This is a genomic window from Planctomonas deserti (assembly GCF_003067705.1).
Classification (GTDB): Bacteria; Actinomycetota; Actinomycetes; order Actinomycetales; family Microbacteriaceae; genus Planctomonas; species Planctomonas deserti.
This window is the reverse complement of record NZ_QANL01000003.1, coordinates 397,992-415,714: the sequence shown is the minus strand read 5'-3', so window position 1 is coordinate 415,714 and position 17,723 is coordinate 397,992. Positions and strand designations below refer to the sequence as shown.

Below are 17,723 nucleotides of genomic sequence, written 5' to 3'. Positions count from 1 at the left end.
CGCGCGAACCGGCGAAACCGCATGTGGTGCGCGTAGCGTGGGATCATCGCGGCTGCTCCAACGCAGCCGCGAGGTATGGGCTTGGACTCCCGACGAACCATGCGTCTGCTCGACCGTCCGAAGACGCTGAACGGATCCACGCCGACCTCGTGCCGGCATTTCTCCCTCATTGGGGTCGCTCGTGCTGTTGCCGAAAATCATCGTCCGTCCGCTTGTCGAACTCTGGCTGGCCACCAATCCCGACTCCTGGCGCAGACAGGTCGTCGCCGGGGATTCTCCTCACGTCCACGGGCCAGGCATCACGCTCGACCGGATCCTGCTGACCGGAGACGGCGTGGCAACGGGGCGCGGCGTTCGCACGCACGACCTCGGGCTACCCGGTCACCTTGCGCGCCAACTGTCGGCTCTGACCGGCCATGCGACCGATATCGACGTGGTGGTCGACCAGGAGATGACCGTCCTCAGTTGCGAAGCTGCCATCGACGGGGTCGACCTGTCCCGATACGACGTCATCGTGTTGTCCCTGGGCCACAACGAGGCGCTCGCTCTGATGAGCGTCAGGAAGTGGGAGAGCGGGCTGAGGACGTTGCTCGCCGAGGTCGCCGAGTGCGCCTCGAGCGAGGCCAGGGTCTTCCTCCTCTCCGTCCCCTCGTTCGGTCCGCGTACCCATCTCCCCCCTGCGCTTGCGGCGGTCGTCGACCGGCACGCGGAGGCGCTCAATGCCGTGACGAGCACCGTGATCGCGGGAATCCCGCAGGTGACCCTGATCCCGGTGAGTGCCGCGAACGAGTTCGAACGGGAGACCGCGACCCTGTACAGGCGGTGGGCCGGCGGCATCGCCGCACGGATCAGTGAGGAGCTCACCCTGCATCGGGTTCCCGTTGCGGCGTTCGCAGAGCCGACGGTCGAGGCAGGCGCCGAGCACGTTCTCTGACGACCTCTGGAACGGGTGCTGACGAGCACCGCTCCGACCGAGGCTCAGGAGACCGTGATCGGCTTGAATCTGCTTGTCCGCGAGTCCGCCTGAGACGCAGACCACGATTCGTGTGGCCTGCGCCTCGGCGTCGAGCAGAGGCGCGCGAGATCAGTGCTGGTCTCGGGACGAGCCGGCGGTGATGATGTCCTTGCCCTGCGTCGACTCGTCGTCGTTCTCGCCCTGACCACCGCGGGTCTTCAGCAGACTCGCGACCGTCGCGACGGCGATCGTCGCGCCGATGAAGAGGAGCGAGAACCAGATCGGGATCTCCGGCACCCACAGCAGCGGCTCGCCTCCGTTGACGAACGGCAGCTCGTTCACGTGCAGAGCATGGAACACGAGCTTCACACCGATGAAAGCGAGGATCACGGCGAGTCCCTGCGCGAGGTACACCAGGCGCTCCAGCAGCCCGCCGATCAGGAAGAACAGCTGCCTGAGCCCCATGAGCGCGAACGCGTTCGCGGTGAACACGATGTAGGCCTCGTCCGTCAGGCCGTAGATCGCGGGAATCGAGTCGACCGCGAAGATGAGGTCGACGAATCCGATCGCGATGATTGTGAGCATCATCGGCGTGACGAAGCGCCTGCCGTCCTTCTTCACGGTGAGCTTGTCCTCGTGGTACTCGTCCGTGATGGGGAGCACACGGCGCACCCACGTCATGAATTTGCCGTCGGCCGGGTTCGAGTCGTGGCCGCCGAACGCCTGCCGGTATGCGAGCACGAGCAACAGGGCACCGAAGATGTAGAACACCCAGGAGAAGTTCTCGATGAGAGCCGCCCCGATCGCGATGAAGCCGCCCCGCAGCACGAGGGCGATGATGATGCCGATCATCAGCACCTTCTGCTGGTACACCTTGGGCACCGCGAACCCGGCCATCACGATGAGGAAGACGAAGAGGTTGTCGATCGACAACGCCTTCTCGGTCAGGTAGCCGGCGAAGTACTCCCCGCCGAAGGTCCACCCCGACGTCATTCCGATCCCCACCCCGAACAGCAGGGCAAGACCGATGTAGAAGGCGGACCAGCGCGCCGACTCGGCAATGGACGGCTCGTGGGGCTTACGGACGTGCGCGAAGAACTCGTACACGAAGAAGAGGATCGTCACGGCGATCGTGATGACCCAGATCAGGGGTGAAACCTGCATAGGGGTACTCCAAGGGGCTCAGGCGGTCGATGAACACGCCAAGGTCTTCTCCGCCCCAATGGAACCGGGACCGTTGACCCGGGACGCTTCGGTGCATCCGTACTGACGGGCCAATCACTGACGGGAGTACTCCCCTTGATGGGAACGAGGATACCGAACTCGCTTGATGCTTCCTGAGTGCTCGCCTCGACCAAGCGGGCAGTTCGTCGTGGACACTGCAGCGCATCGCGAGCACGATGAGGGCGTGGAAACCGATCTGGAGACCGTGCGCGAGGCGCTCGAATCGGCAGCGTCCGACGTCGAGGCGGACAAGATTCGCGGGCGCCTGACCGACGGCCGGACGCAGGTGATCGGCGTCCGGATGGGAACGGTGTTCGACATCGCGAAGCGCAATGCGGGGATGCCCCTTGCCGAGGTGGAGCGTCTGCTCGCCTCCGGGGTGTACGAGCTGAAGATGGTGGGGGTCAGCGTGCTCGATTTCCGCGCACGGGCCAAGGACGCCGACCGGGAAGCGCTGTACGACGTGTGGATGCGGAACCTCGACCTCATCGACACGTGGGACTACATCGACCGCGCAGCGCCGCGGGTCATCGGGACATATCTCGTCGACCGGCCACGGGACGTGCTCTTCGAGCTCGCCTCGTCAGCCGATCGATGGCACCGGCGGACGGCCATCACCGCGGCGTTCTCGATCATCCGTGCGCGAGACCTCGCCGACCCGCTCGCCCTGTGCGAGATCCTCGCCGACGATCCCGAACACCTCGTGCAGACGAATGTCGGCGTGGCGCTTCGCGAGATCGGACGTGTCGACGCCGCCGTGCTCGAGGAGTTCCTCGCTCGCCGCGGTGGCGACCTGAGTGCACACGCGCGGCGGACGGCGCGCACCGCTCTCGCCGAGTAGTGGAGGCAGGCTGAGGATGAACGATCCCGCCAGGTCCGTCGCTTCCGAGGAGACCCATGCCATGAGACCGCTCCGATACTCGATCAACGTGACGCTCGACGGCTGCTGCCATCACGAGGCAGGGCTTCCCCCTGATGCGGAGTCGATGCGCTACTGGACCGATCAGATGGAGCGGGCCGATGCCCTGCTGTTCGGGCGGGTGACCTACCAGATGATGGAGTCGGCGTGGCGGAAGCCCGCGGCCGGCACCTGGCCGGACTGGATGGACGATGCGCAGATCCCGTTCGCCGAGGCCATCGACGGGGCGAAGAAGCACGTCGTGTCGAGCACGCTGAGCACGGTCGACTGGAACGCCGAGCTCGTGCGAGAGGACGTGGGCCAGGCGGTGCGGCGGCTCAAGCAGCAGCCAGGCGAGGGCCTGTGGGTGGGGGGCGTGACGCTCCCCCTGGCGCTAGCGAATCTGGGACTGATCGACGAGTACGAGTTCGTCGTGCAGCCGGTCCTCGCCGGTCACGGTCCGACGTTGCTCGCCGGCCTGCGACAGCGCGTCCAGCTGGAGCTCGTGGGCCGCCAGGACTTCCGATCGGGAGCGATGGCGCTGCGATACCGGCCGATGGGAGCCCTGGCTTAGCTTCGATTCCGGCGTCCCCGAGTCGAACGCCTGCACCCGGTCCCGCTGCTCACGCTCCTGGTACCGCAGGATCACCCGGCCACATCGCCGGTCAGCCGCGGGCAACTGGGCCGCGCATGGGGTCGGGCCGAGTGTCCGGTCACACGCGTCAGCGCTGGTCCAGCACCTCGCGGAGTTTGGCGGCGAAAGCCTCGGGCTGCCCCGCGTAGCCGAACTCGCCACCCATGAAGCCGCCGTGGTGGCTGGGGAAGACCGTTGCCTGCTGGTCGAGTCGTTCGGCCAGCGCGATCGCGGCTCGTCCGGTGTAGACCTTCAGCGACTCCTCCCCGACGGCGACCACGATCCGGGTCGGCGCGGCCTTCAGTGCCTCGAGGTCCGGTTCGTAGAGGGGTACCGCCCAGGAACGTTCCGACAGCAGCGGGTCGTCTCGTCGGCCGTCGTCCTCGGTCGGCATGCCGAACGCCGCCGGATCCGGCGCCGGCCGGGCGAGGTGCTCCTCCGTGATCTCGCCCTCCCACGAGGTCATCGCGATGAATGCGGCCATCCCGGCGCCCCAGCCCTTGTCCTGGTACACCCGCGTGTAGGCCGCCCGGGCCCTCTGAACCGCTTCCGCGTCCGGGAGCACGCAGTCGATGGGGGGCTCGTGTGCGACGAGGGTCGACACGTCGTGCGGATGAGCGGTGACCAACGCAAGCGCGGTCACCGCGCCGCCACTGCTGGCGAGCATGTCCACCGGGCCGGCCCCGAGCGCCTCGATGATCGCGTGGACGTCCTCGGCCTGCGTTTCGGGCTCATTGGTGACACCGCCGTCCTTGCGCGTGCTCCGGCCCAGACCGCGCGGGTCGTAGGTGACGACCGTGCGGTCGGCGAACAGCTTCACCTGGGCCTGGAACCCGCTCGCGTCCATCGGCTGGCCGATCATGACCAGCGGCGGGCGTCCATCCGCGGTGGGCAGTGGTCCATGGACGTCGTAGACCAGATCGACCTCCGGTAGCTCGAGCGTGTGCTGCGTCACGGGAGGCCTCCTTTGGCATGGACGGAACTCCCCGGATGCTATGGCGCGGAGGCGGCCGTGCGCCAGAGGCTCAGCCGAGCTGACGCTGCTGGGCCTCGATCATCTCTGCATAGCCGGCCTTGAAGGTCGGGTATTGCAGGTTCCCCAGCAGTTCGAGAAGACGGGCGCCGTCGAGGACGGTGCCGGAAGGTATCCCGGGCTCGGTGCGCGGCGGCGGCTGGCGTCCGAGCAGGTGAGCGATGTACGTGACCACATCGCCGAGGGGGGTGGGGGCCTGATCGACGGCGTGAACGAGTCGTGGCGGCTCGTGCACCTGGAGCATCGTGTCGATTGCCCGGGCGAGGTCGATCTGATGGATGCGATTGGTTCGTCTCGCGTAGTCGACGGGTGTGCCGCCGACCACGGTGCGGAGCAGCATCTCCCTGCCGGGTCCGTAGATCCCCGCCGGCCGGACGATGTAGGAGTCGAGGAGCTCCCTGGCGAGGAGTTCGCCGGCGAGGACCACTCGGCCTCGTTCGGTGACCGTTGCCGGTGCATCCTCCTCGGTGAGCGGCCGTTCGTCGGTGCGTCCTTCGAAGACCCGGGTGGAGGACACGAATACCACCCGACGGGGAAGGACGGGGAGCGCGGCAGCGAGGTTTCTGATCTTCACCAGGTAGTCGTCAGGGTGGTCGGCGCTCGCCGAGGAGCTGGGGGTGAGGGTGACGACGAGTTCGTCGACCTCCGGCAATGGGGCGGGCAGCGAGATGCTGAGGTCAGCCGCCACGGGGGTGAAGATTCCCGGTAGCACAGCGGTGGTGCGGCGGAGAGCGAACACCGTCGCACCGCGTGCGACCAGCCGCTCCCCCAGGAGTATTCCGAGCTTTCCGCAACCGGCCAGCAGGATGCGGCGCTGTGAGCCCGGCTCGGCCGGTGGCGTGGTCTGCAATGTCCTAGGACCTCCCTGGTCGATCAGTCTAGGGAGGGGCTCACCAGGCCAGTGGCCCTCGGAGGTGGCGTACCTCCGGGTGGGCCGGTTTCGCATAGCCTTCGTTGAGGGACGGGCGCGTTGTGCCCCCGATCCAGTACCGCCAGTCGAGGCCGGACGCTGTTGTCGAGGCTTCTTGACCGAGGAGCACCGATGACCGAAACACATCGTGTCCTGTTCGAGGCATACCGTCCGGGCATCCCGCTCCGCCCCTGGTCGCTTCAGCCCGAGGTTGAGACGGCCATGGCGGCAGACCTCACCGTGCAGTCCGGCGGCGCGGTCGACGCCCTTCGACACCTGATCGCGGGCGATCCGTTGTCTCACGACGACCTGCTCGCGTTCGGCCGGCTCAACTTCCACGCGTTCCTGAAGGGATGGGAGCCGATGGTCGCGCTGTTCGACGAGGTCCCCATACTCGACCCGGCTGTCGGACCCCTGCTGGTGAGGCATTCGAAGCGCTTTCGGTGAGGGAATGCTGTTGTCAGGACGGCGGTGACGGTCGCGAGTGCGAGGAACCTACGCACTGACCGTTATCCGCCGGTGAAGCCCTCGGCGAAGAGCTGGTAGCCGGCTGCGTCGCAGGCCGCGGCGGGGGAAGTTGCGGTCGCATTCCATTCCGCGTCACCGATGCTGGTTGCGCCGTCCGATCCGGAAGGGATCGGAGGTGCGGCCGCTTTCAGGGCTGCGACGGCTTCGCTCACGGCGCCTTCACCTCGGGTGGGAACGCGGTCCAGGACTCGCGTCGCCAGTCTCATCCAGCCGTTGAACTCCCGCTGCGTCATGCGTCCTTCGCGAAGGGCGACCGTCCCGTTCAGAAGGATGGTCGAGACGTCGGTGAACGCCTCGCACGTTTCGACATCGGTTACGATCGGGGCGGTCGATACCGGGGCGGGCGTGGGGGCAGGCGCTCCGGCACCCGTCGTCGAGCCGGCGGAATCCGCAGCACACCCGGAGATCCCCACAACGACCGTGACGGCGCACATCGCGAGCACCGCCCGGGTCGCGAGGAATTGGGCGGAGGACGTGATCATGGCCGCAGCCTAGCGCCCGCCTGATCGTCAGTTCGGGTCCCTCACCCCCTCTCAGCAGGAGGGTCGATCTCCCTGACCACCGGGACCGACTTGCCGCGATGACACCTCTCACACCCCGTCCCTGTCCGGTGCCGCCCCCGAAGCTGGGGCGTTGTCCTGCCGGCATCGCTCCGAAAGGCTGGCTCCGACAATCCGACCCGGAGGACCGATGACCGAGGACCAGATCGCGGCGGTGATCTTCTCCCCGCTCTGCATCATCTGGGGAACCTGTTTCATCCTGTTCCGCAGGCACATCTCTGAAACAGCCCAACGGCAGATGCACGCCCGCGGGCACCATGCCTCTGCCGCGACCCAGACTCCCACCGTGATGGCTCTCGGCGGTGCGGTGTTCGTGATCGTCGGGGTCGTTCTACCGATCGCGGTCTTCACCGGGGTGTTCGAAGGCAACTGACCGGCACGGGCCGCCAACCGCGCGGGCACATCGAACGGCAGTGACGAACCGGCACTCCGCAGGAGACCGGGAGCCTGGTTAGCCTGATGGTGCGGCGTCCACCAGCTTCGGCGGATCCGACACCCGACTTCGGCAGATGAGGAACTTCATGACTGACACCACTCCGCCCGACAGCACCACCGCACCCGACGCGACCGCCCCGCTCGAGGCAGCCGCAGAATCCGAAGTGGCCGCCGCTCCGGACACGGCCAGCGTCGAGGAGGCGGTCGTACCCTCCGCTCCCGCTGCGGAGGAACCGGCCGCTCCCGCGGCTGAGGAGCCGGTCGCTCCCCCGGTCTCCGCACCGGAGGTACCCGTGGTTCCCGTGGTCCCGCCGCAGACCAGCCTGGCGTCTCGTGGGGTCAGCTACTCGGTCGACATCGTCTTCTGCATCGATGTGACGGGCAGCATGGACCCGATCCTCGACGCGGTGAAGGCAAACGCCCTCGGCTTCTACGACGACGTGCAGACCAACCTCGTCGCCAAGGGCAAGAACGTCACTCAGCTGCGGGTTCGCGTGGTCGCGTTCCGTGACCTCTACGCGGACGGCGACGCGGGCATCGAGGAGTCCCCGTTCTACGCGCTTCCCGACGACCGCGCACACTTCTCCGAGTTCGTCGGCGGGCTCACCGCCGAGGGCGGCGGCGACGCCCCCGAGTCGGGACTCGAAGCTGTGGCTCTCGCCATCAACTCGCCCTGGACCCGCGTCGGCGACCGCCGCCGCCAGGTGATCGTGGTGTGGAGCGACCAGCCCACGACTCCCCTCGACCCGTCGGTGGTGCCTGCGGACCTGTCCTCGCGCATCCCCGCGGACTTCAGCGCGCTGACGGATGCGTGGGAGGACGAGCAGGGCGTGATGGGGTCGAGCTCAAAGCGACTCATCCTCTTCGCACCCGACGGTCCCGGATGGAGCGACATCTCCGCCGCGTGGGAGAACGTCGTGCACAACCCCTCCACCGCCGGCGGCGGTCTGTCCGACGTCGACTACGGCACGATCATCGACTCCATCGGTAACTCGGTGTGAGCGACCCGCGCTCCACGGTCGAAGCGGTCACCGGACCGACGGTCTCCTTCGGGTTCAACCTCGGCAAGATCCCGGACCACGGGGAGGACTCCGACCCGATCCTGCGTGACGGGCCGGATCTCGGACTCGCCGCGGTCTTCGACGGGATGGGCGGTGCCGGCGGCACCGTCTACGACACCCCGGACGGGCAGCGGTCGGGCGCCTACCTCGCGTCCCGCATCGCGCGGGACGTGGTCGAGCGGCACATGCTCGGGCTCCTCACGCCCGATCGCGCGCTGCCGGGTGATGCCACTGCAATCGAGTTGCATGATGTCCTCGAGACCGCGTTGCAGGGCGCACTGACCGACCTGAAGGCACCGACAAGCCGGCTGCGATCAAGGCTGCTGCGTGCGCTGCCGACCACCATGGCGCTCGGTGCGCTGCAGCGCACCGACGACGCCGGCGGACGGTGGGCGTGCCACGTCTTCTGGGCGGGCGACTCCCGGGTCTACGCGCTCACGCCGGACGGCATGCATCAGCTCAGCATCGATGACCTCCGCGACCAGGGCGACGCGATGGAGAATCTGCAGCGCGACTCCGTCGTCAGCAACGCCATCTCGGCCGACACCGAATTCCACATCAACCACCGCCGGGTGACCCTGGTCGCCCCGTTCTTCCTGGTCTGCGCGACCGACGGCTGCTTCGGATACCTGCGCTCGCCCATGCACTTCGAGGAACTGGTCCTGCGCACCCTCGCTTCCGCGAGCACGGAGGAGGACTGGTCGTCGGCTCTGCAGACCGAGATCGCCGCGGTGACCGGTGACGACGCGGCCATGGCGACGATCGGGGTCGGAGCCGATCTCGAGACGTTCAAGGACCTGTTCGCACCCCGCCTCGCGGACCTGACGGAGAACTACGTCACCCCCCTGGACCGATCGCTCGAGCAGGTCGAACGAGCGGAGCAGGCCCTCGTGGAGCTGCAGCAGCAGCGTGCCGCGGACGTGTCGGCGCGCTGGCACCGATACAGCACGGGTTACGAGCGGTTCCTGCAGGACGGACCGGAACCGGAGGGCGAGGTGGAGGAGGACCGCCCGGAGAGGCGGATCTGGAATCCGCCGCGGCGCATCAGCACCGGTCCCTCCACCGTGACGGCACGCACCGGGGCGGCCTCGGCGGCCTCAGCGGCTGAGGAGGACGGGTCCGCTGACGGCGGGGCCGAAGGTGAAGCAGAACACGACACGCAGGAGGAGACGCTGTGAAGGCCGGGGAGGTTCTGAACGGATACACCCTCCTCGCCGACTTCAGCGTGGTCGGCGCGGGACTCAGCCGGTGGACCTTCGCCCGGAAGGACGGCCGGGAGTACTTCCTCAAGGAGTTCCTCAGCCCCACCTACCCGGAGGCGGATGCGCCCGGCAGCGAGAAGATCAAGGCGAAGAAGCGGGCGCGGTGCGCGGTGTTCGAGAACCAGCACCGCTCCATGCAGACCGCGCTCGCCCCGCTGTCGGCGTTCGGCGGCAACCTCATCGTCACCCACGAGTTCTTCCGCGCCGGCGCCAAGTACTACAAGACCACGGAACGGGTCGAGGCCGAGGACTTCGACGTCGCCCGCATCGCCGCGCTGCCGTTCCGGCAGCGGCTCGTCCTGTTGAAGTCCGTCGCGCACAGCCTCAAGATCCTGCACGACCTCAGGATCGTGCACGGAGACTTGAAGCCCGACAACGTGCTGATCAAGCGGACCGAGCTCGGCTACACCAGCAAGTTGATCGACTTCGACAACTCCTACATCGCCGGTCGACCGCCGGCCGCCACGGAGATCGTGGGAACGATCAACTACTACTCCCCCGAGCTCCTCAGCTACATCCAGGAGGACGGCACCGTCGCGGCGACCGACCTCGGCACCGCCGCGGACGTGTTTGCGCTCGGCCTGATCTACAGCGAGTTCCTCACCGGCCGCCTGCCGCAGTACGACCCGGCGTACGGGGAGCCGGCGGTGGCGGCACGTTCCGGCGTGGTGCTGAGTGTCGACCGGACGGGACTCGATGCAGGCCTGGCCGACCTGGTGGACCGGATGATGCTGGCCACACCCGCAGCCCGTCCGACCATCGGTGAGGTGCACGCCACCCTGATGGGCATCCGCGTCGCCGGCGAAGCCCCGGCACCGGCGGTCGCTCCTGCGCCGTCCGGGGCGCTGCGAGGAAAACTCGTGGGTGCTCCCTCCGCGCCGCCCGCCCCGTCCGCGCCGCCCGTCCCGTCCGCGCCGCCCGCCCCGTCCGTCGCACCACGAACCCCGGCCGCACCAGCCGCCGCCCCGACGAGCGGACTGAAGGGCAAGCTGATCCGGCGGCTCCGCGGCGAAGGCAGATCCTGAGATGGCGGCTGACTCCGCCGCGTGGCTGTGCCCGATCTGCGAAGGCGTGAACCACGGCAACGGCCGCGTCTGCACGACCTGCGGTGAACGTCTGCCCGACGGCTTCGTCCCGCGGAGCGCCACGAGACACGCCGTCAGGCCGGCGGCCCCGCCCGCCGTGGTGCCGGTGCCTCGGCCTCCCCGGTCGCCCACTTTCGATGATATCTTCGGCCCGTACTGATCCGTCACCGGTGCAACGGCGTGCCGCAGCAGGCGCGTCCGTGGTGACCCGACGCTCCACAGCTCGTACTGATGGCGTCGCCGGTCGCACACCCGTGGAGGGCGTCGAGTAGGTCGAGGACGGAGGCGGCGGCTCGACTGGCGGATCAGAGATGGGCAGTGACGGGAGGGCTTCAGGTGCGCGAACTGGTCTATTACGTGGCGGTGTCGCTGGACGGTTTCATCGCTGCCCCCGATGGCTCGTACGACCCGCTCATGCGTGATGGCGACCATATGGACGTGCTGACGACAACGTACGCCGACGCGATCCCCGCGCACGTCCTCACCGCGATCGGCGGGACCGCACCGGGCACGCTCTTCGACACCGTCATCCAGGGGTGGAACAGTTACGCGCACGCGTACGACGTCGGCATCACCCGCCCCTACGCCCACCTCCGCGAGTACGTCGCCACTCGGACGCGGGGCGACGCACCCGATGGCGTCACGTACACGAGCGATCCGGTCGCGACCGTTCAGGAGTTGAAGGCGCAGGACGGGCTGAACATTTACCTCTGCGGTGGCGGGGACCTCGCCGGCGCACTCCTTCCGGAGATCGACCGGCTCATCCTGAAACGCCATCCCGTGGCGATGGGAGCCGGCATCCCGCTGTTCGGCAACAGCAGCTACCAACCGCACGCCTTTCAGCGCGTCGATGAGCAGGAGTTCACCTCCGGCGTCTGCATCTCGGAGTACACCCGCGCTTGACTCCCGAGTCGCGACTCCCCTGGAGCTTCCGGACCGGTCGCGCTGTCTCCGTCGCCGAGCACGGGTTGGCGTCGGAGAACGACACCATCCTCGGGCTCCCCATGCGACTGCTCGCGCCGCGGGGCATCAGCCGCCGCCCAGCAGCCGGGCGATCTGGGCCTGGAAGGTGAGCACCGACAGCGTTCCGAACAGCAGGATCGCCCAGACCAGCATGACGAGCCGGAACCCGCGGATCCGGATGGGCCGGGGCAGGGTCTTGCGGTTGATCAGGATCAGCAGCCCGGAGTAGATGAACATCATGAAGCCACCGACCACGGCCGCGATCACCAGGAGGACGATCGGCTGGTCGAAGCCGAATAGCAGCACGAGGATGCCGACGCCGATCAGGCCCCAGACCAGGCCGGCATAGATCTTCGACTCGTTGGCCTCCCGGAGGTAGCTGGTCTTCAGCACGTCCGCGGCGAGACGACTGGTGTAGTCGACGATGCCCAGTGCGGCCGCGAACAGCGAGAACGAGCCGATGATCCAGAAAAAGTACTGGAACCAGGAGCCGACCCGCTCCCCCAGCACGTCGCCCTCGGTCCTGATGAACTCGATGCTGTTCTCCAGCCCCTCCCGGCCGAACACGGTGGAGTACGCGAGCATGGAGGTGAACACGATGGTCAGGAAGGTGATCAGCACGAAGGTGAAGATCTGCTCGAGGTTGGCGAACTTCCACCACCCCCTCCAGCGCGACAGGTTCGCCTCGGTCGGCTCGAACACGTAGCCGGTCGACGGCGCGGCCTCGGGCTGACCGGTGATCGGGCTGACGAGCCGCGGCACGTAGGCGCCCATCCCGAAGCCCTTGTCCCGGATCCAGTTGGACTGCACGAGGTTCTGCCCGCCGCCCGCCCCGGCGAACGCCAACGCCCCGAGCAGCGTCGCGATCCCGAGCTCGATGGGGATCCCCGGCCGGGTGATGATCTGGGGCGCGTCGGCCCATGCGTCGGCCCCGACCGCGACGATCGCCCCGACCACGAAGAGCAGCAGCACCGCGGCGACCTTGACCATCTGGGCACGTTCGAGGGCCACGTAGACCACGGGGGCGAGGGTCAGGATCAGGCCGATCGCCACGAGCATGCCGATCGCGATGTAGCGCGGCGTGCCCCCGAAGACGTACGACGCGAGGGTCGCGCTGCTGGTCGCCCAGCCCGGCCAGAGGTTCGCGAAGTAGGTCAGCAGCGCGAACACGAGGCCCCAGTGCCTCCAGTAGCGGCTGAAGCCGGTCAGCGCCGTCTCCCCGGTGGCGAGGGTGTACCGCTCGATCTCCAGGTTGATGAAGTACTGCGTCACGAGCCCGACCAACGCGGCCCAGACGAATACCAGGCCGACCTGAGAGGCGATGTAGGGGAAGAGGATGAACTCTCCCGACGCCAGTCCCACGCCGGCGGCGATGATGCCCGGGCCGATCAGCTTGCGGTACTTGGCGGGCGCCTCCGGCAGGTCGCGCACCTCGGGTCGTCGGAGGTGCTTGGCGGGAAAGGCGTCGGCGGCCGAGCGGCCGTTCCGGTTCTGCGTGCTGTCGTCGTTGAAAGTCACGCGCCTTTTCTTATCAGACGATGAGTGGACCACAAAGCCCTTCCCGAATGCCGGGCATCCCGAAGTCATCGATCCCTGCCTCGAACTCGTCGTCAGCCGTCGTGCCGGCCTAGTCGAATCCACTCCGGGTCATCCGTGCTCAGCGCACGGCTCAGCGGCAAGCAGGGCCCGCGCCCACGCGAGGTACAAGTCCGAGAAACCCGTGTCGCACGCTTGGTCGAGATCGGTGACGCTCTGCTCACTGAGGACCACCGTTCGTGCGCCATGGTGCGTGTCGACCACGCTTCGGGTGGCACCGTTGAGGTCTTTCGCATGCGCGGCGATGAGTCGGCGAACACATGGCGGGACGCCGGGATCGAGTTCGAGGGGCGGAATCTGGGCGACCGTGATGGTTGCCGCCGTAGGCAGACGCGAGCGCATTGTCGTCAACATCTCGTCGAGCAATCGTGTCCACGTCGCCACCGGCATCAAGCCGACCGCATCCCCGGATCCCGCAATGACAACGACCTCGTCCACTTCGCGCCAGAACCACGCGTGTGAGAGGAATTCCTTCGCCCCGTGCAGCGTGAATCCCGGGAAATGCGCGGTGGACCACTCCACACCCCGGCAATCACGACGGCTCAACAGTCGCGCGTAGTGGGCGGCGACACCGAGTTGCCGGGACACCGTGCCGTACCCCACCGCAGCCGCGTCGCCGACGAAGGCCACCCGAAGCGGATCTCGACCCGTGACCGTGCCTCGTGCTGAGTCCCGCGGGACGGGGAGATCATGCAATCGGCGCAATCGGGCGAAAGCGAGTCCTCGGGCCAAGGGCCGAGCAAGCGAGCGAGCAATACGGCTCGGCGCCGCGTGTTCATTTGTCCTCGTCCGGCGCTCGAGTTCTCGGTCACGGAAGACCGGATACGGGGATCGCCTGGGCGGCCGGAGGGCTGGTCGTCGTCCCTCGGCCTGGCGTTCGCGCATCCTCCCGATGTATCTCGCGTGCACTATGACTGCGCTGGTGTAGCCGGCGCGGGAGGGCTGGGGCGGAAGATGGTGAGTCCCCCCTCCAGCAGTGGTGCCGCCGCGGTCAGGAACTCCGCGACATGCGGCTGCGCGTTGTGCGCCTCCCAGGCCTCAGCACTTGTCCACTCCTCATGAAGCACGAACGTGCTCCACGAATCCTCGTGCCGGAAGACGGTGTAGTCGAGACAGCCGGTGTCCCGACGACTGGCGGCCTGCAGATCGGTGACGAGTCGCCTCACCTCCTCGTCGTGGCCGCGCTTGGCCTCGAGGATAGGGAGGAGGCGTACGGTTGCGGCTGGCGTCGTGCTGTGTCTGGTGTCGGTCATGACTATTCCCTCGTTGCGTTGGCGATTTCCGCTGGGAGGTGCACCGCTGCCATTGCGGTGCACCTCCCATGTCGTGCAGGCGCTAGGAGTCGATCGTCGGGACGTCGACCCAGGCGCCGGTCTCAGCCGAATCGATGATCGCGTCATCGATCAGAGCCGTCTGGTAGCCGTCCGCGAAGTTGGGGCTGACGGTGCCGCCCTCGGCGATCGCCTTGAAGAAGTCGTAGGCCTCGATGATCTTCGTTTCGCCGTAGCCGATGCCCAGAGCCGGGATCGGCCACAGTCCCTCGCCGTACGGGGTGGCGGGGCCGGTGTACACGGTGCGGAAACCGCTGCGGTCGGCCTGGTCGCCGGCGAAGGCGACCTGGAGCTCGTCGCGGCGCTCGTAGTTGAAGAGGATGCTGCCCTCGGTGCCGTGGATCTCGAAGGTGAGGAAGTTGTTCCGGCCGTGCGCGTTGCGCGTCGCCTCGATGGAGCCGATCGCGCCGTTCGCGAACTTGATCATGGTCAGTATCTCGTCGTCGACGTCGACCGCGCCGCGCGGGCCCCCTCCCCCGGAGACGGTGCCCAGCTTGTCCGCACCGCCGGACTGCACCGGGCGGTCGGCGATCCAGGTGGACATGATCGAGTTGACCGAGCCGAACTCGCCCACGAGGTAGCGGGCCAAGTCGATCACGTGGGTCCCGATGTCGCCCAGGGCACCGGATCCCGCTATCGACTTCTGGAAGCGCCACGAGAGCGGGGAGTTCGGGTCGGCGCTCCAGTCCTGGAGGTAGGTGCCGCGGAAGCTGATCACCCGGCCGATCGCACCCTCCTCGATGTACTTCTTGGCCAGGGCGACCGCGGGCGTGCGGCGGTAGTTGAACGCCACCATGTGGACGAGTTCCTTGGTCCTGACCGCGTCGTACATCCGCTTGGCCTCCTCGCCGGTTCGCGCCAGGGGCTTCTCGCAGATGATGTGCTTGCCGGCCTCGGCAGCGGCGATCGCGATCTCGGCGTGGAGGTGGTTCGGGGTGGCGATGTCGACCACGTGGATGTCCGGGTCGTCGATGATGCTTCGCCAGTCGGAGGTGGAGGTCTCGAAGCCGAAGCGGCGAGCGGCCTGAGCGGCGAGGTCGTCGGTGGCTTCCGCGATGACCTTGCGCACGGGCATGGCGGGGGCCGGCCAGAAGAACATGGGCATGGCCGCGTACGCGAGGGAGTGGGCCTTGCCCATGAAGCCGCCCCCGATGAGTCCTACGTTGAGGTTCTGCATGTGACTGTTCCTTTTCGATTAGACGCCGGAGTCGGCGAGGATCGTGTCGAGGTACTTCTTGCTGATCTCCGCGGCGGCGCGAGGATCGCCGGCATAGTCATCCAGTTCGACCATCAGCCAGCTGTCGTATCCGCTCTCCTGCACGGCGCGGAGGATGTCCGGGAGGTCGAGGTCTCCTTCGCCGAGCGGGAGGAACCGGAACGGCTCGGCTCGGAAGTCCTTGAGGTGGACGTGGCGGATGCGGTCCCGGTACCGGCGGATGGCAGCGGCCGGGTCGCCGCCACCGGCGGCGAGGTGCGCGGTGTCCGGGCAGAAGCCGATGCGCGTGCACTTCATCAGCCGATCCAGCTCGGTCGGGTTCTCGACGATGGTGGACAGGTGCGGGTGGAAGCTCGCGGTCAGGCCGAAGCTCTCCGCGATGTCGGTCACCTGGTCCAGGGCGCGGCCGAGCAGCACGTAGTCCTCGTCGGTCGTTCCGGCGGCCCGACGGGCGCCGCCGCCGACCACCAGACGCTCGGCGCCGAACGTGGCGGCGAGCTCGGCGGCGCGGGTGATGCGGTGCAGTTCTTCGGGCAGGACGTCGGCGAAGATGAAGTTGGCCCCGGAGTACACGGAGACGAGCTTCACGCCCGTCTCCGACAGCAGATCGCGGAGCTCGTCCGGGCGGTCCGCGTACTCCGCGAGGTTGCCGTCGAACATCTCCGTGCCGGTGTAGCCGGCGGACGCGATGTCCCGCACCGCCGCCTCCATGGAGCCGTTCGTCCGGTAGAAGAGGTCCTTGATGCTCGTGACCCCCGTGGCGTCGCCGACGACGCCACCCCAGGTGATGGTGTGATAACCGAGTTGCATTGCTATTTCCCTTTCCGAAGTCGGTGCGGCGTCGCCGCCCCCGATGGTTGGTGCAGTCCGGCCGACGTCCCGCACGTCGATCCAGCCGCCGGTCGCCGCCGACTCGACGGCGGCATCGGTGATGAGGACGGCCCTGAGGCCGTCGCGGAGTTCGGGCAGCCCCCCGGCCCGCGCCGCTCAGCGCGGCGCGGACGTCGGCGACGAACGCCCGAGCCTGCGCGAGGCCGGCATCACTTCTTCCGCGCCAGCGCGACGGCGAGGATGATGATCGCCCCGCGCACCACCTGCTGCTGGCTGCTGTCCAGGCCGGCGAGGATGAGGCCGTTGTTGATCAGGCCGATGAGCAGAGCGCCAAAGAGGGTTCCCACGACCGAGCCGGCCCCGCCGAAGAGGCTCGTGCCGCCGAGGATCACCGCCGCGATGGCGGAGAGCTCGTCCCCGGCGCCCCACTGGAACCGTCCCGACTCGAGCCGTCCCGCGTACAGCATGCCGGCGACGCTCGCGACCAGTCCGGAGATCAGCAGGACCTGGAACTTGATGCGCTTGGTGTTGATGCCGGTGAAGTCCGCGGCGGTCCTGTTTCCGCCGGTGGCCAGCACCTGGCGGCCGAACTTGGTGCGGGAGAGCACGACCGCACCGATCGCCACGAAGACGGCGCTCCACACGAGCAGGCCGGGAACGGGGCCGAAGTTCCCCGATCCGAAGATCATGTTGAAGGTGTCGTTCAGGATGGGCTGGGGAGCCGACGCGGTGATCCACTGCGCCACCCCGACCGCGATCCCGAGCATGCCCAGCGTGACCAGGAACGACGGAATCCCTAGGAGGCTGACGAGGGCGCCGTTGACGGATCCGACGACCAGTCCCACCGCGAGGCCCGCCAGGATGCCAGGGATGATCCCCCATTGGGAGAGGGCCATGGCGGTGCAGACACTGGACAGGCCCGCCGTCGACCCCACGCTGAGGTCGATCTCGGCACAGGCGATGACGTACGTCATCCCGACGGCGATCACGGTGATGGTCGCCGTCTGCCGGAAGATGTTCAGGAGGTTATTGGGCGACAGGAAGCCCTGGTCGCGGAGGAGGACTGCGAAGAAGGCGAAGACGACGACGAACCCGATGTAGATGACGTACCGACGCCAGTCCAGCTCGCCGAACCAGCCCCTGACCGCGGCCAGGCCGCCCGGCTCGGGCGCGATGGTGGAAATGGTCCTGTTGTTCATGA

The 17,723-nt window shown here is 67.8% G+C and carries 19 protein-coding genes; 9 read left to right on the top strand and 10 right to left on the bottom strand.

The window, feature by feature from the left end:
* Positions 1–181: 181 nt before the first annotated feature.
* Positions 182–934 (top strand): SGNH/GDSL hydrolase family protein, encoded by a 753-nt coding sequence (locus DAI20_RS12750; protein ID WP_159085032.1) that lies wholly within the window; start codon positions 182–184, stop codon positions 932–934.
* A gap of 150 nt (positions 935–1,084) precedes the next feature.
* On the opposite strand, the gene DAI20_RS12745 is transcribed toward DAI20_RS12750, so the two are convergent.
* Positions 1,085–2,119, bottom strand: a complete 1,035-nt coding sequence (locus tag DAI20_RS12745) for a TerC family protein (protein WP_108251369.1) — start codon at positions 2,117–2,119, stop codon at positions 1,085–1,087.
* 244 nt (positions 2,120–2,363) lie between these two features.
* Here DAI20_RS12745 and DAI20_RS12740 point away from each other — a divergent pair, with 244 nt between their 5' ends.
* Together DAI20_RS12740 and DAI20_RS12735 are read left to right on the top strand one after the other, a co-directional pair.
* A complete protein-coding gene (locus DAI20_RS12740) occupies positions 2,364–3,020 on the top strand; it encodes a DNA alkylation repair protein (protein ID WP_159085031.1) in 657 nt (218 codons plus the stop codon).
* Between the two features lie 61 nt (positions 3,021–3,081).
* Positions 3,082–3,651, top strand: coding sequence for a dihydrofolate reductase family protein (locus DAI20_RS12735; RefSeq protein WP_108251729.1), 570 nt, complete (start codon positions 3,082–3,084; stop codon positions 3,649–3,651).
* A gap of 148 nt (positions 3,652–3,799) precedes the next feature.
* Here the strand turns inward: DAI20_RS12735 and DAI20_RS12730 are convergent, their stop codons facing one another.
* Both DAI20_RS12730 and DAI20_RS12725 read right to left on the bottom strand, forming a co-directional pair.
* Positions 3,800–4,666: an alpha/beta fold hydrolase gene (locus DAI20_RS12730; protein ID WP_108251365.1), complete on the bottom strand. Its 867-nt coding sequence runs from the start codon at positions 4,664–4,666 to the stop codon at positions 3,800–3,802.
* Positions 4,667–4,736: 70 nt separating this feature from the next.
* A complete protein-coding gene (locus DAI20_RS12725; protein WP_240606065.1) occupies positions 4,737–5,432 on the bottom strand; it encodes a sugar nucleotide-binding protein in 696 nt (231 codons plus the stop codon).
* A 354-nt stretch (positions 5,433–5,786) separates the two neighbouring features.
* Between DAI20_RS12725 and DAI20_RS12720 the strand changes: the two genes are divergently transcribed.
* Positions 5,787–6,101, top strand: a complete 315-nt coding sequence (locus DAI20_RS12720) for a hypothetical protein (protein WP_108251361.1) — start codon at positions 5,787–5,789, stop codon at positions 6,099–6,101.
* 62 nt (positions 6,102–6,163) lie between these two features.
* On the opposite strand, the gene DAI20_RS12715 is transcribed toward DAI20_RS12720, so the two are convergent.
* The gene (locus DAI20_RS12715; RefSeq protein ID WP_108251359.1) at positions 6,164–6,664 is read right to left on the bottom strand and encodes a hypothetical protein; all 501 of its coding nucleotides are present in this window, start codon (positions 6,662–6,664) and stop codon (positions 6,164–6,166) included.
* A 208-nt stretch (positions 6,665–6,872) separates the two neighbouring features.
* Here DAI20_RS12715 and DAI20_RS12710 point away from each other — a divergent pair, with 208 nt between their 5' ends.
* The 5 genes from DAI20_RS12710 (at position 6,873) to DAI20_RS12690 (ending at position 11,488) form a co-directional block, all read left to right on the top strand.
* Positions 6,873–7,115: a hypothetical protein gene (locus DAI20_RS12710; RefSeq protein ID WP_108251357.1), complete on the top strand. Its 243-nt coding sequence runs from the start codon at positions 6,873–6,875 to the stop codon at positions 7,113–7,115.
* A gap of 148 nt (positions 7,116–7,263) precedes the next feature.
* Positions 7,264–8,178 carry a vWA domain-containing protein gene (locus DAI20_RS12705; protein ID WP_205781440.1) on the top strand — a complete coding sequence of 305 codons (915 nt, stop codon included), beginning with the start codon at positions 7,264–7,266 and terminating at the stop codon, positions 8,176–8,178.
* Complete coding sequence (locus DAI20_RS12700; protein WP_108251355.1) at positions 8,175–9,416, top strand: PP2C family protein-serine/threonine phosphatase; 1,242 nt, start codon at positions 8,175–8,177, stop codon at positions 9,414–9,416. Before DAI20_RS12705 ends, DAI20_RS12700 begins: the two co-directional genes overlap by 4 nt.
* Entirely contained in the window at positions 9,413–10,525 is a 1,113-nt protein-coding gene (locus tag DAI20_RS12695) for a protein kinase domain-containing protein (protein ID WP_108251353.1), read from the top strand. Before DAI20_RS12700 ends, DAI20_RS12695 begins: the two co-directional genes overlap by 4 nt.
* Before the next feature lie 396 nt (positions 10,526–10,921).
* Positions 10,922–11,488 carry a dihydrofolate reductase family protein gene (locus tag DAI20_RS12690; protein WP_108251351.1) on the top strand — a complete coding sequence of 189 codons (567 nt, stop codon included), beginning with the start codon at positions 10,922–10,924 and terminating at the stop codon, positions 11,486–11,488.
* Between the two features lie 126 nt (positions 11,489–11,614).
* Here DAI20_RS12690 and DAI20_RS12685 read toward each other — a convergent pair whose 3' ends face one another.
* The 6 genes from DAI20_RS12685 to DAI20_RS12660 form a co-directional block, all read right to left on the bottom strand.
* The gene (locus DAI20_RS12685) at positions 11,615–13,066 is read right to left on the bottom strand and encodes an Nramp family divalent metal transporter (protein ID WP_108251349.1); all 1,452 of its coding nucleotides are present in this window, start codon (positions 13,064–13,066) and stop codon (positions 11,615–11,617) included.
* 129 nt (positions 13,067–13,195) lie between these two features.
* Complete coding sequence (locus DAI20_RS12680; RefSeq protein WP_108251347.1) at positions 13,196–13,774, bottom strand: SGNH/GDSL hydrolase family protein; 579 nt, start codon at positions 13,772–13,774, stop codon at positions 13,196–13,198.
* Between the two features lie 278 nt (positions 13,775–14,052).
* Positions 14,053–14,397, bottom strand: a complete 345-nt coding sequence (locus tag DAI20_RS12675) for a putative quinol monooxygenase (protein WP_108251345.1) — start codon at positions 14,395–14,397, stop codon at positions 14,053–14,055.
* A gap of 82 nt (positions 14,398–14,479) precedes the next feature.
* Entirely contained in the window at positions 14,480–15,652 is a 1,173-nt protein-coding gene (locus DAI20_RS12670; protein ID WP_108251343.1) for a levoglucosan dehydrogenase, read from the bottom strand.
* Positions 15,653–15,670: 18 nt separating this feature from the next.
* On the bottom strand, positions 15,671–16,501 hold the full coding sequence (locus DAI20_RS12665) for a sugar phosphate isomerase/epimerase family protein (protein WP_108251341.1): 831 nt from the start codon (positions 16,499–16,501) through the stop codon (positions 15,671–15,673).
* Positions 16,502–16,731: 230 nt separating this feature from the next.
* Entirely contained in the window at positions 16,732–17,721 is a 990-nt protein-coding gene (locus tag DAI20_RS12660) for an ABC transporter permease (RefSeq protein WP_108251339.1), read from the bottom strand.
* Positions 17,722–17,723: the final 2 nt, after the last annotated feature.

Bases quoted from the DNA above. Each gene is read 5' to 3' on its own strand.
- DAI20_RS12710 (WP_108251357.1), top strand. From the start codon at position 6,873: ATGACCGAGGACCAGATCGCGGCGGTGATCTTCTCCCCGCTCTGCATC.
- DAI20_RS12660 (WP_108251339.1), bottom strand. From the start codon at position 17,721: ATGAACAACAGGACCATTTCCACCATCGCGCCCGAGCCGGGCGGCCTG.
- DAI20_RS12735 (WP_108251729.1), top strand. From the start codon at position 3,082: ATGAGACCGCTCCGATACTCGATCAACGTGACGCTCGACGGCTGCTGC.
- DAI20_RS12720 (WP_108251361.1), top strand. From the start codon at position 5,787: ATGACCGAAACACATCGTGTCCTGTTCGAGGCATACCGTCCGGGCATC.
- DAI20_RS12705 (WP_205781440.1), top strand. From the start codon at position 7,264: ATGACTGACACCACTCCGCCCGACAGCACCACCGCACCCGACGCGACC.
- DAI20_RS12745 (WP_108251369.1), bottom strand. From the start codon at position 2,119: ATGCAGGTTTCACCCCTGATCTGGGTCATCACGATCGCCGTGACGATC.
- DAI20_RS12675 (WP_108251345.1), bottom strand. From the start codon at position 14,397: ATGACCGACACCAGACACAGCACGACGCCAGCCGCAACCGTACGCCTC.
- DAI20_RS12665 (WP_108251341.1), bottom strand. From the start codon at position 16,501: ATGCAACTCGGTTATCACACCATCACCTGGGGTGGCGTCGTCGGCGAC.
- DAI20_RS12715 (WP_108251359.1), bottom strand. From the start codon at position 6,664: ATGATCACGTCCTCCGCCCAATTCCTCGCGACCCGGGCGGTGCTCGCG.
- DAI20_RS12670 (WP_108251343.1), bottom strand. From the start codon at position 15,652: ATGCAGAACCTCAACGTAGGACTCATCGGGGGCGGCTTCATGGGCAAG.